The sequence below is a fragment of the Paenibacillus sp. FSL K6-2524 genome, assembly GCF_038005525.1.
GTDB lineage: Bacteria > Bacillota > Bacilli > Paenibacillales > Paenibacillaceae > Fontibacillus > Fontibacillus anaericanus.
In genome coordinates this window covers 4,937,501-4,951,452 of the sequence record NZ_JBBOSP010000001.1, presented here as the reverse complement: position 1 = coordinate 4,951,452, position 13,952 = coordinate 4,937,501, and the positions used below count along the sequence as shown (strand labels likewise).

Genomic DNA, 13,952 nt, shown 5'->3' with positions numbered 1-13,952 from the left:
AATAGGGTGTTCCTGCACGAATTGATTAAGAGGGAGGTACAGGCTATGACGGTAAAATCCAACCACGTTACGATTAAGGGCATCAAAGATGGCCTGGTTTTCTTATTAGACGACAGGTGCGAATTCACAAGTCTTTTGGATGATCTACGTTATAAATTAGAGTATAGTCATCAGAACATTCTGACCGGTCCGATCATTCATATTGACGTGAAGTTAGGTACGAGAATGGTAACGGAAGAGCAGAAAGAGATGATACTCGATATATTGAAGCAAAGAGGTAATTTGCTCGTTCGTTCCGTAGAATCTCCTGTTTTGGAAGAGGAGAAAGATGTCGAAGGGGCTTTAATGACGATGAGCGGTATTGTCCGGTCGGGTCAAGTTCTTCACCACAAGGGTAACTTGCTTTTTCTAGGGGATGTGAATCCTGGAGGGACAATTACTTGTACCGGAGATATCTTGATTCTTGGATCCTTGCGGGGAATGGCACATGCAGGGGTAGAAGGCAATGTGGACGCAATAATAGCGGCCTCTTATTTGTCGCCAACGCAACTGCGTATCGCCGAAACGATCAGCAGGCCTCCTGATGAATGGGAGAATCGTGAGACAAGCATGGAGTTTGCTAGTTTACAAGATGGAAAGATGCAGATCGACAAAATCACGAATATTACCCGGGTTCGACCGGATCTTAACGTGTTCAAAGGGGTGTAAATAATGGGAGAAGCTATCGTTGTCACATCAGGCAAAGGTGGGGTAGGTAAAACGACGACCTCGGCCAATATTGGTACAGCGCTTGCGCTGCAGGGCAAAAAGGTTTGTCTAGTAGATACGGATATTGGCCTTCGTAATTTGGACGTTGTAATGGGACTAGAGAACCGAATTGTCTATGACTTGATTGATGTAGCTGAAGGACGTTGCCGTCTAAATCAGGCTCTTGTCAAGGATAAGCGATTCGATGAACTATATATGTTACCTGCTGCACAAACGAAGGATAAAAATGCGATTTCTCCTGAACAGGTCAAAGACATCATCCTAGAACTAAAGAAAGAATATGAGTATGTCATTATTGATTGTCCAGCAGGAATTGAACAAGGTTTCAAGAATGCGATTGCTGGTGCCGATCAGGCGATTGTTGTTACAACACCAGAGCATGCCGCAGTTCGTGACGCGGATCGAGTAATTGGACTTCTCGAAAGTTCGCATATTACCTCGCCTAAGCTGGTTGTGAACCGGATTAGAGTCAATATGATGAAATCAGGCGACATGCTTGATATTGAAAGTATTCTCCAGGTACTTAATATTGACCTTATTGGAATTGTCCCAGATGATGAGCTCGTTATCAAAGCAGCTAATACTGGAGAACCAACGGTCATGAATCCTGACTCCAAAGCTGCAATTGCCTATCGGAACATCGCTCGTCGAATCCTTGGTGATACTGTACCTCTAATGCTATTGGATCAGAAGCAAGGTGCGTTTAAACGTTTCAAGAAGTTCTTTGGAATGGGTTGATTTTAGACGTCAGAATGTTGGCTATGCCTTAGATTGAATTAGAAACCAGTGCGCTAGAGCACTGGTTTTTTTGTTTCTGGTAAAGCTAGGCTTGTTCATATTCCGGTCAAGCCTCTCATAAACTTAACTACAGCATAGTCGGGTGTAGTCGTTATAGTGAAGGGTAATCTCTGAACATGCCTTGAGGTACTAGGGAGGAATGAGGAATATGGATGTGAAGTCTAATGTTAAGAAACGGAGAGAAGAGCGGATCAAGCAACTGACGGCTGGTGATGTGATAGAAAACTCCCTTCAAGATCGGGGGTGGGGATCAACAGTGACCAACAACATTATCCCTGGAAAATCAATCGCTTATGCTTCCACATCGGAGAGGGAAGAACCTGACCCTGAGTTACTGTGGAAACGTGGTCAAGGTCGCTGGCAAGATGCTTATGGATCTGGTCCTAAAGATACTCCGGATAACTATCATAGTAAGGGTTCTACCTTTTGGAATATGTTCTTTATACGTTTGATCATTAGCGCTGCAATATTCTTCAGTTTATGGGGGATTGAAAAGTATGAGCCATCCTGGTCTAATCCCCTCCGTACATTCGTGGCGCAATCATTAACTCGTGAGATCGACTTTGGGGCTGTAGAGACATGGTATGAGAAAAATTTCGGAGGGGCTCCTTCTTTTATTCCAATTTTTAAGCAGGCTGAAGATAAGGGGTTAAAAGTAGGAACAGCGAGGGGATTTGTGACACCGTTGAATGGTAGCATTGCTACTCCTTTTGCTATTAATTTAAAAGGTGTAGAGATTACCCCCTTAGAGAATTCATCTAGCGGCGTAGGTATTCAAAATATAGAAACGGGACGAGTGCTAGAAATTACCCAAGATGCGTTCACCGGAAAGACAGTGGCTATCCAGCATGCCGGGGGATATGTCTCTCTTTATGGGCATTTGGAACAGCCTTTTGTAGAAAAGGGAGATTGGGTAGAAACAGGCGAGTTGATTGGAAGTCTCTCGCCATCATCGGGTTCTCCAAGTCCCACGTTGTACTTCGCTTTGAAAAAGGATGATCGATTCATCGATCCCACGGATGTGATACCTTTTGATTAAGTACAAAGGCATTTCACTCTCTGTCCATCCATTCTTCGTAATCATCATGTTAGCTTCGATTATGACAGGTCATTTCTTGGAATTGTTAACTCTCTTTATCATCGTGTTTATACATGAACTAGGTCATGTTATAGCTGCGCGTGGATTTGGGGTAACGGTTCGCTCCATTCAGATGCTGCCTTTTGGTGGTGTTGCGGTAATGGAAGATACAGGGTATCTGACGGCTGGTCGAGAGATGATCATTTCACTCGCAGGTCCGCTTCAGAATGTTCTACTGATAGGCATATCATGGATTCTTCATCTACTTGGTTTATGGGACGGGCCGTTTCTGTTTTATTTTATAGAAGCAAATCTTCTGATTGCACTGTTTAATTTGTTACCGATTTTGCCGCTGGATGGAGGAAAGCTTGTTCAGTCCTTATGCAGTATTGTGCTGCCGTATCATGCTGCTCTCCTCTGGTCGCTACGAATCAGCCTAATGTTCAGTGTTTTAGTTCTTATATATTCGGTTCTGCCACTTCTACTTGCTCAGGGAATACTTCAATTTAATTTACTACTTGTGGGTACTTTTCTTCTGTATTCAAATTGGGTGGATTATCGTAATATCCGGTATCGATTTCTACGCTTTCTTATGAACCGCGATCGGGCATTTGCTAGACATCTCATAAATGGAACTATTGTCCAGCCGATTGTGACCGATAAGGCGAAACCTTTGGACAATATTTTGCGTCTATTTAAAAGGGAAAAGTATCACTTTATCTATGTGATGAACCCTCAAGGAAATATTGTGGCTGTAATCCCGGAACAGCGGATAATCTCCGCTTTTTTGCGAGGCAAACCGGGGGCTTGAAGTATAGCATGTTATAATATCTGAATAGAACGTTAATGAAGGGTGAGGTCATGAAACGGATGATTGTTCACTGCGAGCCTGGCTCCACCGAAATGGTCCTGTTTGAAGATGATAAACTGGTGGAATATGCGGCGGAGCGTTCTCAGAAAAGAGGACTGGTAGGCAGTTTTTTTAATGGAAGAGTTGTAAATGTGATTCCTGGGATGCAAGCTGCGTTTGTCGATATTGGACAGAAGAAGAATGCATTTCTCTATATTGATGACTTACTGCATCCTAATTTGGAGAAGCAGTCTAAGCTGAAGCCTTCTATTGCGGAGTTACTTAGGCCGGGGCAGGAACTGATCGTTCAAGTTATTAAGGATGCGATTGGTAACAAGGGAGCAAGAGTATCGACTCATTACTCGCTGCCTGGACGTTGGCTGGTGTATATGCCTTCCGCAGGGTATGTAGCGGTTTCTAAGAAGATAGGCCAAGAAGAGGAAAGGTGGCGTTTGAAAGCAATAGGTGAGGAGCTTCGCAACGCTGATGAAGGGCTTATTCTGCGTACGGTTGCAGAGTATGAGGCACGTGAAGCCATTGCGGAGGATTTAGCATTGTTGCGTGAACAATTTGCCTTGATCTTGGCAAAAGGAGAAAGAGTTTCAGCTCCAACGGCTCTTCATCATGATCTCAGCATGGTACAACGGTTAATGCGAGATGCTTATAGTCCCGAGACAGATGAGATTATTATGGATAGTCCAGAGCAAGCAGAAGAAGCTTTATTATTTTTAAATTCTATGTTTCCGGGGACTCCACCGCGTGTTATTGCTTACGATGGTGAGGTTCCACTGTTCGATTTTTATGGTGTCAGACATCAATTAGATAGAGATTTTCAGCGGAAAGTGTGGTTACCTGGAGGTGGATACCTTGTGTGGGACCAAACGGAGGCCCTAACCGTCATCGATGTTAATACAGGGAAGTTTACCGGCGGGGATAATTTGGAGGATACCGTATTTCAAACCAATCTGGAAGCAGCACAGGAAATGGCTAGATTGATTCGCCTTCGTGATACGGGTGGAATTATTATTATTGATTTCATTGATATGGAAAGTGACCAACACAGAAGTGTTGTATTAGATAAGCTGGATAATTGCATGCGCGGAGATCGGACTCAGCATCATATTCTTGGATGGACGAAGCTGGGGTTGCTTGAAATGACGAGGAAAAGAATGAGGGAAGAGAGCACTGTAGCGATTGGAGAGGCTTCTCCAACATCCAGAGCTAATAGTAAAGGGAAATTTAACGGATACAGTTGATTTTCCTAGGAACCCATGATAGTATATTAGGGTATGTGTCATAAGTAAGTCTTGTGCACATGCTGTAACCGCTCCGATCGGGTTATGAAGATCGTCCTATTTTATAGGCGACACCTGAATTAGGCGAGTCTGAGACATGAGGAGGTGCAAGCATATGTACGCAATTATCGAAACTGGCGGTAAACAATACCGTGTTCAAGAAGGCGATGTTCTTTTCATCGAAAAATTGGACGCAGTGGACGGCGCAAGCGTGACGTTCGACCGTGTATTGGCCGTATCTAAAGGTGAAGGTTTGGTAGCGGGAGCTCCATTGGTATCCGGTGCTAGTGTGACGGCGAAAGTCGAGAAACACGTTAAAGGCAAAAAGGTTATCGTCTACAAATACAAACCTAAGAAGAACTACCACAAAAAGCAAGGTCATCGTCAACCATACACAAAAGTGACCATCGAGAAAATCCAAGCGTAAGTAGGTGACATCAGTGATTGTTGTCTCCATATTGCGCCGGCAGGATAATGGCATTGAGGGATTTGAAGTAAAGGGCCATGCGAATTACGCTAAAGCAGGACAAGATATTGTATGTGCTGGCGTGTCGGCCGTTACCGTTGGTACGGTCAACTCGATTGAAGCACTCACAGGAATTGTTATGGATTCGGAGATGAAGAACGGGTTCTTGAACGCGAGTCTTCCCTCTACAGTCCAGCCTCAGGCTAAGGATCAAGCGCAACTGCTTCTTGCCTCAATGGTTGTTATGTTGAAGGGCATCGAAGGATCATATGGGAAATATATTAAGATACAGGATATCATTACTTGAAGAAGGAGGTAGACAATAATGTTACAATTGGATCTTCAGTTATTCGCATCCAAAAAGGGTGTAGGCTCCACGCGAAATGGTCGTGACAGTGCATCTAAACGCCTTGGCGCTAAACGTGCAGACGGTCAAATGGTTACTGGTGGCAGCATTCTTTTCCGTCAACGCGGAACGAAAATTCACCCAGGAACTAACGTGGGCATCGGTAAAGATGATACACTATTTGCGAAAGTCGATGGTGTTGTGAAATTCGAACGTTGGGGTCGCGAACGTAAGAAAGTGAGCGTCTACCCTGTGGAAACCGCTCCAGTAGCGGCTGCAGTCGAAGTTTAAGAGCTTTACTGTTCTAGTGAGGCTTTTGAAGCCCCCGGCACTCTAGTGCCGGGGGCTTCTTTTTTGGATATATGCAGGTCTAAGTATTCAAAGCGTTCTTATCAATTATCCTCGGAATGTGCAGTATACCGCAATACACTTTGTGGCGTCTTTAGACAAGGATTGTGATATACTGGGTAATGATATAGGGGTAAGGTATTACAACTAAATTGGTAGAGGAACGGGGAAAGTCATGAAACATCGGTTTACGGTGCCTGTCATCGTCTTAATAATATCGCTTGTTATTATGGGGATTATCTACTTCGTTCAGTCGCCACTAGGGGATCTTATTCTTTGTATATCAATGCTCGCAGTGCTTTGGGGATATGTAAGATACATTCAGAGGCAGGCAGCTAAAGAGCGTACGACTCTGCTGGAATCAGTTCAAAGAACGGCGATTTCAACGCTAAGTCATCATCGGCATGATTGGATGAATGATTTGCAAATATTGTATGGATACATTCAACTGGGCAAAATTGATAAATTGACTAACTGTGTGGAAAGAATAAAAGAACGCATGGCAGTGGAAAGTAAGATTTCCGGATTAGGCCTGCCGTCATTAGTATTTTATTTACAGTCTTTCCGTGAGATGAATGGATCTGTTCAACTTGAAGTTGACATTGAAGATGATTTGAATTTAAGTAATTTGCTTTCGAAAGATGATGCTAGAAAATTAGCTGAGGCAATTATTGAAACGGTGCGTGCTTTTCAATTAACAGGACGTTCGTCATGGGACGAGATCCTACAATTGAAGATGGCGATTTACCGGGAGAATGACGAGGTGTTAGTTCGATTTGATCGTGAAGCAGGGGCAGGTAATCTGGAGACGCTGAAACAACACATCGACGAATTAATGTCAGGTAAGAGAGTGACAGCCGAACAGGTTGATCCGAAACTATCTTCATTGCGGCTTCGGATGCCTTGCGGAAATATAAATGAGGTGAATGAATGTTTGTAGATAAAGCGAAGATTTATGTAAAAGGTGGCGACGGAGGCGACGGTCTCGTTGCATTTCGTCGTGAGAAGTACGTACCAGAGGGTGGTCCAGCTGGTGGCGATGGTGGTAAAGGTGGAGATGTAATCTTCCAAGTGGATGAGGGTTTACGGACCCTAATGGATTTTCGTTATCAGCGCCACTTTAAGGGTGATCGTGGGATAAAAGGCCGCAATAAAAGTCAACACGGTGCAAATGCGGAGAAAATGATTGTACGTATTCCGCCAGGAACGATTATTATCGATGATGATACGCAGGAAGTCATTGCTGATATGACTCGGCACGGTCAGCAAGTTGTTGTAGCCAAGGGCGGCCGCGGAGGTCGCGGTAACACCAGATTTGCAACACCAAACAATACAGCTCCTGAGATTGCTGAACATGGTGAAGAAGGCCAAGAGCGCTGGATTGTTCTTGAATTGAAAGTCATGGCTGATGTAGGACTAGTTGGTTTCCCTAGTGTAGGCAAATCGACGTTATTATCGGTTGTATCCGCCGCTCAGCCGAAGATCGGAGCCTATCACTTTACGACGATAACGCCGAACCTTGGTGTGGTGGAAGTCAGTGAAGGACGTAGCTTCGTAATGGCCGATTTACCTGGACTTATCGAAGGTGCGCATGAAGGGGTTGGACTTGGTCACGAGTTTCTACGTCATGTAGAGCGGACACGAGTTATTATCCATGTTGTCGATATGTCAGGTTCAGAAGGCAGAGACCCATTTGATGACTGGGAGAAGATCAATGCAGAGTTGAGACAATATAATGCAGATCTTGAGAATCGACCGCAGATTGTTGCAGCGAATAAGATGGATATGCCGGACTCGGCTGACAACTTGGTGAAATTCCGTGAGCAGGTAAGCAAGGTTCGTCCTGATCTAGAAATTCTCCCAATCTCCTCGCTAACTCGTCAAGGTGTACAGGAACTGTTGTATCGTGCAGCTGATTTGTTGGATCAAATTCCAGAGGCACCGGCCATTGAAGAAGTAACTGAGATCAATGAACGTAAAATATATACCTTAGACGAAGGTGAAGATGAAGGATTCACGATTAGACGTGAGAATGAAACCTTCATTGTAGAGAGCGTGAAGATTGAGCGCATGATGAAGCGGATGCAACTTAACACACATGATGCTATTCTGAAGTTGGCTAGAACTCTTCGCCATATGGGTGTGGACGAGGAACTTCGTAAACGTGGAGCGAAAGATGGCACTTTGGTACAGATCGCTGATTTTGAATTCGAATTTGTTGAAGGCAGTAGCTATTACTAAACAGCAACTGTCATGAAGCGATGTTCATGAGAGCACCGGGAGGTGCTCTTTTATTTATTTTACATAGAGAAAATCTAGAAATTTACGCCTACATTCAAATAAATCCGCAGATACACAACCCAAAAAAGGTTGCCGTTAGAGGTTGTTTCACGTATAATGTCCACTATATGAAAACAATAGTCTCTAAGGAGAGGACGATTGTGAAGGAACGTTATTACCTAGTAAGAGAGGACATTCTACCGGAAGCAGTAATCAAGACGCTTCAAGTGAAGCAACTGCTAGCAAGTGGGGATGTTAAGACCGTTCATGAAGCTGCTCTGCAAGTAGGCTTAAGCCGCAGTGCATTTTATAAGTATAAAGATGGCATTCATCTCCTTAATCAAATGGATCGTGAACGTATTGTTACGATTTCTTTTGATTTGGAGCACCGCTCAGGTATTTTATCTAAAGTACTTGCATTGATCGCTGGGTTTGGTGTTAATGTACTTACAATTAATCAAAGTATTCCACTTCAAGGAAGGGCGAATGTAGTGATTTCCGTGGAGACTTCACGTCTCAGTGAGGAATTGGATGAGATGATTGAAGCTCTGCAAAGCATTCCTGATGTGAAGAGGACCCATATCGTGGCTCAAGGTTAGATCGTTATTTTGATAACCCCTAGAGGGATACAGGAGGGAATAAAAATGAAACCTGTGAAGGTAGGTTTGCTCGGACTGGGGACTGTTGGGACTGGTGTGGTTCGTATTGTAGAAGGACACCAAGAAGATTTAAGTAGTCAGGTAGGATCTCCAATAATAATTGAACGTATAGCGGTCAATAATCTAAATAAAATTCGAAATATTGAAGTTGATCGAAGTAAATTGACAGAGGATCCTTGGGATATTATCCGCGATCCTGATATTGATGTCATTATTGAAGTTATGGGTGGCGTTGAACCTACAAAGGCTTATATCCTAGAAGCATTAGAACGCGGGAAACATATCGTTACAGCGAACAAAGATTTAATGGCGCTCTATGGCTCAGAAATTCTTGCGAAGGCTCAGGAAAAGCAATGTGACGTATTCTATGAAGCGAGCGTTGCCGGAGGGATTCCAATTATTCGGACTCTGATCGAAGGGTTCTCTTCTGATAGGATCATGAAGATTATGGGAATTGTAAATGGAACAACTAACTTTATTTTGAGTAAAATGAGTCAGGAAGGTGCCTCCTATGAAGATGTACTCTTAGAGGCGCAACAACTTGGCTACGCTGAAAGTGATCCAACAGCCGATGTGGAGGGTCTGGATGCGGCTCGTAAAATGGCGATCCTTGGTACACTTGGCTTCCGCACAAATGTGGAACTATCTGACGTGACTGTTCGTGGGATTTCTGCAGTAACTAAGGAAGATATTACTTACGCTAAGAAGCTTGGGTATGAAATGAAGTTGTTAGGAATAGCCGATCGTGATCCTGAAGATGATGAGTTTAGTATTACTGTACAGCCAACGATGGTGAAGAATACTCACCCAATCGCAGCAGTTAGCGGCGTGTTTAATGCGGTTTATGTATATGGTGAAGCTGTTGGTGAGACGATGTTCTATGGAGCCGGAGCAGGTGAGATGCCAACTGCAACATCGATAGTAGCTGATTTGGTCGCTGTCATCAAGAATTTAAAGCTAGGAGTTAACGGTCTAAAAGCTATTGTTCCTTATAAGCCTAAGAAGCTGAAGAATGATGAGACGATTGCCTATAAGAATTTCTTGTTACTTCATGTTGCTGATAGAGCAGGGGTGCTTGCAAAAATCACTCAAGTGTTCGCAGAATATGCTGTTAGTTTGGAATCGGTGGTCCAATCACCAAACGCTAATACGAAGGACGCTGAAATCATAATTGTAACTCATAACGCTAGTAAGGCCAGCATGGATAAAGTGTTGAAGCACTTCGAGAAGCTAGATGTAATTCAGCGCGTGAAGAGCGTATATCGTGTAGAGGGTTAAAATATAACCAAAATGCAAGGAGAACTATTATGATTGTAAATGAAGGCGTTAGGGTGAAAGTGCCCGCTAGCACAGCAAATTTAGGGCCTGGGTTTGATACCTTGGGTATGGCATTATCGCTATATGCCTGGATTGAGATGAAACCGTCGACAGAGACCGTTTTCCATTTATATGGAGATCATATGGAAGGAATCCCGAGAGATAAGAGTAATCTTATATACAAGGTTGCGCAGTCCGTATTTCGCAAAGCTGGTGTGGTCGTGCCGGAACTCGAAATATCGATGTATAGCGACATTCCACTAACTCGGGGATTAGGTAGTAGCGCATCGGCAATTATCGGGGCGTTGTTCGCCGCAAATTGTTTGATTGGTTCACCGCTGAGTAAGACTCAATTGTTCGACATGGCAACAGCGTTAGAAGGTCATCCTGACAATGTAGGTGCTTCGTTGTTTGGTGGAATTATTACCGCTGTTTGGGATGGAAGCCATGCAGAATATTTACGAATCGAGCCACCGAGTGATATGGAAGTACTCGTTGCAATTCCAGATTTCCAGTTGTCTACGTCGAAAGCTCGTAACATACTTCCTGAATCGGTGAGTCTCGATGATGCGGTATATAATGTAAGTAGAACTTCTTTGCTCACAGCGGCACTTGCTTCAGGGAGAATGGATCTTATTTCTTTCGCCATGCGTGATCGACTTCATCAGCCCTACCGTGCCTCTCTTATTCCAGGTATGACCCGGATCCTAAAGGAAGCGACTGAACACGGTGCTCTAGGTGCTGCTCTTAGTGGAGCAGGTCCTACGCTGCTAGCATTAGTTGATCGGCGTAATCAAGATGGCGTGGATTTGGAACGATTCTTATTGGATGTACTTGGTGAGCAAGGTATTAGTGCGAAGTTACTGTGGCTAAAACCTTGCACAACGGGGGTAACGAGCCTTACTATAGAAGATAACAAATCGTTTTTGGAGATCGTTAAAGGGGAAGTAACAGTATGAAGACAATAGCGGTGTTACCAGAGGGGTCAGTATCTCACGAGGCTCTGCTTCATTTGTTTGGGGATGAGCAGGTAGAACTGTTGCATTACAAACAGATTTCCGATGTTTTCTTGGCAACAGCCACTGGTAAGAGCCACTACAGTGTGATTCCAATTGAGAATACGATTGAAGGTTCAGTTAGTCTTCATATGGATTGGCTCGTACATGAAGTGGATATTCCAATGCAGGTTGAGTGGGTATATCCTTCTATTCAAAATCTAATCGGTAGACGGGAAGAATTTTCTACTTCAACAGGGGATATAGACTTCTCCAAAGTGACAAAGGTGCTATCACATCCAGTGGCAATGGCACAATGTCTGCAATTTATTCGTTCGAACATGCCACATGCAGAACTAGAACATGTTGGTAGTACATCTGAAGCGGTTGAACGAGTCAAGCAACATCCGGGTGAGGGTTGGGTCGCTATTGGAACAACACTTGGTGCTAAGAGGCACTGTCTGGATATTCTTGCGAATAAAGTTACGGATCACGATAACAATTACACGCGTTTTGTCCTGATTGGTCAAGATCCTCTGAGCTTAGCTATAAGTTCGGATCAAGACAAGACGAGTATTTTGGTCACTTTACCGGAGGATTTTCCGGGTGCACTCCATCAGGTATTGTCAGCATTCGCTTGGCGTAAACTGAACTTATCGCGCATTGAATCTCGGCCGACGAAGAAGAGATTAGGTAGTTATTATTTTTATATGGATGTGCTCACTTCATTGGATTCTGTATTGCTTCCATCTGCAATTGAAGAGATCGAAGCGCTAGGGTGTCAGGTGCGTATTTTGGGTAGTTATCCTAGTTATTCTTTTGGGAAATAATAAATCGGAGGTGCCAATATAGTGGCAGAACAATGGATATATTTAAATGGACAATACGTAACTAAGCAAGATGCAGTAGTTTCGGTGTATGATCATGGTTATTTGTATGGAGATGGTATCTTTGAAGGTATTCGGATCTATAATGGAAATATCTTTAAATGTAAAGAACATCTAGATCGGCTCTTTGATTCGGCTAAATCAATTATGCTAAATATCCCATTGACTTATCAAGAGATGGAAGATGCGCTCGTTGAGACGCTACGTCGTAATGAATTACGCAATGGTTATATCCGTCTTGTTGTATCTCGTGGTACGGGTGATTTGGGTCTAGATCCAAATCGCTGTCCGAAAGCCACGGTTGTCATTATCGTGGAGCAACTTTCAATATATTCGGAAGAAGCATACAAAACAGGCTTGAAAACAGTATCAGTATCTACGAAACGTAACATTCCGGATGCGCTCAATCCTAAGATTAAATCACTTAACTATTTGAACAATATATTAGTGAAGATTCAATCCAACTTATCTGGAGCAGGAGAAGCGATTATGCTGAACTCCCAAGGATATGTAACTGAAGGTTCTGGCGATAATATTTTTATCGTTAAGAATGGAGTAATTACGACCCCTCCATGTTATTTAGGTGCTCTGGAAGGAATCACTCGCGGGGCAATCATCGACATTTGTGCTGAAAAAGGGTACAAGCTTAAGGAGGAACCATTTAGTTTGCATGATGTTTATGTAGCGGATGAAGTCTTCCTTACAGGCACGGCTGCTGAGGTTATTGCGGTTCGTGAAGTGGACGGTCGCATTATCGGCGAGGGCCATGCCGGCCCAATTACATTAAATCTTCTTGAAGAATTCCGTAGCGTAGTTGATAAAGACGGAATAAAAGTGTGGTAATTCGTTTTATAACGATAATCCTATTCATCTCTTATTAAAGAGGTGGGTAGGATTTTTTTTATTTATAGTGATGTCAAAAACCGGGCTTCTGCATAGGATGTATTAATTGGGCCCCGGGCGAAGATCACGGTCCGGAGAAGAAATCTAGGAGGTCTTTCGCACGTGAAAATACACATAGTGAAAACTGGGGACACATTATTCGACTTATCAAAAAAGTATAATGTGCCCCTGCAAAAATTAATTGACGCTAATCCGCAATTATCCAATCCAAATGAACTGAGTGTTGGAATGAAGATCAAGATCCCGTCGGAAGCTATATCTATTGGTGGCAACAAGTATGTTGTGAAAACAGGGGATTCATTATGGAAGATTGCTAAGGCTTGGGGAATTCCGTTGCAAGCTCTAATTAACGCAAATCCTCAAATCAGTGATCCTAATGTCCTTAAAGTTGGGGAAATTGTAAATATCCCATCGTCTTCTTCCTCGGGTCAAGGAGGTCCCTCTAATCAACAGCCAGGTGGGACATCTAAGCCTGGCAATCCAGGTAAGAAGAATACAGGGGTCAAACCGGAGAATGTAAAATCGGAGAACATCAAACCGGAGAATGTAAAACCAGAAAACATCAAACCAGAGGTTAAACCAGAAGCCGTTAAGCCAGAGGCTATCAAACCCGCGCCGATCAAACCAGAAGCGATCAAACCAGCACCAATCAAACCGGAGAACCTTAAGCCAGCGCCAATCAAACCAGAGAATATCATGCCTGAAAATATCAAACCTATACCAATTATGTTTGAGCAATTGAAAACTCAAGAACTTCCATGCTTCCCAGAGCCTCATTACCCAGAGTTCATGTCACCACAGAACTATCAGATGGAGCAACAACCCATGACGCTACCCGCACCGCTCTATCCATCTTCGTGTGGATGTTCAGATTTCGGGATGCAACCTAATAATAATTTATTTCAACAATATCAAACCCAAGCGGGGAACGTATCGTCCTTTTACGACTTCCCGCAAACACC

16 protein-coding genes and 1 other annotated feature (1 of these 17 cut by a window edge) are annotated in these 13,952 nt (G+C 43.5%); all 16 genes read left to right on the top strand.

All coding sequences use genetic code 11. The features are described from left to right. The first annotated feature begins 45 nt into the window (after positions 1-45). A complete protein-coding gene (gene minC, locus NST85_RS22880; RefSeq protein WP_341190491.1) occupies positions 46-708 on the top strand; it encodes a septum site-determining protein MinC in 663 nt (220 codons plus the stop codon). A gap of 3 nt (positions 709-711) precedes the next feature. Continuing rightward, complete coding sequence (minD, locus tag NST85_RS22875) at positions 712-1,506, top strand: septum site-determining protein MinD (RefSeq protein ID WP_127194686.1); 795 nt, start codon at positions 712-714, stop codon at positions 1,504-1,506. Between the two features lie 208 nt (positions 1,507-1,714). Further along, entirely contained in the window at positions 1,715-2,605 is an 891-nt protein-coding gene (locus NST85_RS22870) for a M23 family metallopeptidase (protein ID WP_127194685.1), read from the top strand. Continuing rightward, on the top strand, positions 2,598-3,455 hold the full coding sequence (locus NST85_RS22865) for a M50 family metallopeptidase (protein ID WP_127194684.1): 858 nt from the start codon (positions 2,598-2,600) through the stop codon (positions 3,453-3,455). The genes NST85_RS22870 and NST85_RS22865 overlap by 8 nt, the downstream gene beginning before the upstream one ends. A gap of 50 nt (positions 3,456-3,505) precedes the next feature. Next, positions 3,506-4,750 carry an Rne/Rng family ribonuclease gene (locus tag NST85_RS22860; RefSeq protein ID WP_127194683.1) on the top strand — a complete coding sequence of 415 codons (1,245 nt, stop codon included), beginning with the start codon at positions 3,506-3,508 and terminating at the stop codon, positions 4,748-4,750. Positions 4,751-4,806: 56 nt separating this feature from the next. Then, positions 4,807-4,891 (top strand) — a sequence feature (ribosomal protein L21 leader region). Between the two features lie 13 nt (positions 4,892-4,904). After that, complete coding sequence (gene rplU / locus NST85_RS22855) at positions 4,905-5,216, top strand: 50S ribosomal protein L21 (protein ID WP_127194682.1); 312 nt, start codon at positions 4,905-4,907, stop codon at positions 5,214-5,216. A gap of 13 nt (positions 5,217-5,229) precedes the next feature. Next, complete coding sequence (locus NST85_RS22850) at positions 5,230-5,562, top strand: ribosomal-processing cysteine protease Prp (RefSeq protein WP_127194681.1); 333 nt, start codon at positions 5,230-5,232, stop codon at positions 5,560-5,562. Between the two features lie 18 nt (positions 5,563-5,580). After that, positions 5,581-5,892, top strand: coding sequence for a 50S ribosomal protein L27 (gene rpmA, locus NST85_RS22845; RefSeq protein ID WP_127194680.1), 312 nt, complete (start codon positions 5,581-5,583; stop codon positions 5,890-5,892). Between the two features lie 232 nt (positions 5,893-6,124). Next, a complete protein-coding gene (locus NST85_RS22840; RefSeq protein ID WP_127194679.1) occupies positions 6,125-6,889 on the top strand; it encodes a Spo0B domain-containing protein in 765 nt (254 codons plus the stop codon). Next, positions 6,880-8,190, top strand: coding sequence for a GTPase ObgE (gene obgE / locus NST85_RS22835; protein ID WP_127194678.1), 1,311 nt, complete (start codon positions 6,880-6,882; stop codon positions 8,188-8,190). The genes NST85_RS22840 and obgE overlap by 10 nt, the downstream gene beginning before the upstream one ends. A 200-nt stretch (positions 8,191-8,390) precedes the next feature. Next, positions 8,391-8,828 carry an ACT domain-containing protein gene (locus NST85_RS22830; RefSeq protein WP_127194677.1) on the top strand — a complete coding sequence of 146 codons (438 nt, stop codon included), beginning with the start codon at positions 8,391-8,393 and terminating at the stop codon, positions 8,826-8,828. A gap of 45 nt (positions 8,829-8,873) precedes the next feature. Beyond that, positions 8,874-10,166: a homoserine dehydrogenase gene (locus NST85_RS22825; protein WP_127194676.1), complete on the top strand. Its 1,293-nt coding sequence runs from the start codon at positions 8,874-8,876 to the stop codon at positions 10,164-10,166. A 29-nt stretch (positions 10,167-10,195) separates the two neighbouring features. Continuing rightward, positions 10,196-11,164, top strand: coding sequence for a homoserine kinase (gene thrB / locus NST85_RS22820; RefSeq protein WP_127194675.1), 969 nt, complete (start codon positions 10,196-10,198; stop codon positions 11,162-11,164). Beyond that, on the top strand, positions 11,161-12,030 hold the full coding sequence (gene pheA / locus NST85_RS22815) for a prephenate dehydratase (protein ID WP_127194674.1): 870 nt from the start codon (positions 11,161-11,163) through the stop codon (positions 12,028-12,030). Before thrB ends, pheA begins: the two co-directional genes overlap by 4 nt. Before the next feature lie 21 nt (positions 12,031-12,051). Next, positions 12,052-12,930 carry a branched-chain-amino-acid transaminase gene (ilvE, locus tag NST85_RS22810; protein WP_127194673.1) on the top strand — a complete coding sequence of 293 codons (879 nt, stop codon included), beginning with the start codon at positions 12,052-12,054 and terminating at the stop codon, positions 12,928-12,930. 162 nt (positions 12,931-13,092) lie between these two features. Then, on the top strand, positions 13,093-13,952 hold the 5' portion of the coding sequence (locus NST85_RS22805) for a muramidase family protein (RefSeq protein WP_341190490.1). The gene runs 637 nt beyond the window's last position; 860 of the gene's 1,497 nt are visible here — the first part of the coding sequence; the start codon lies at positions 13,093-13,095; its stop codon lies off the right edge, out of view.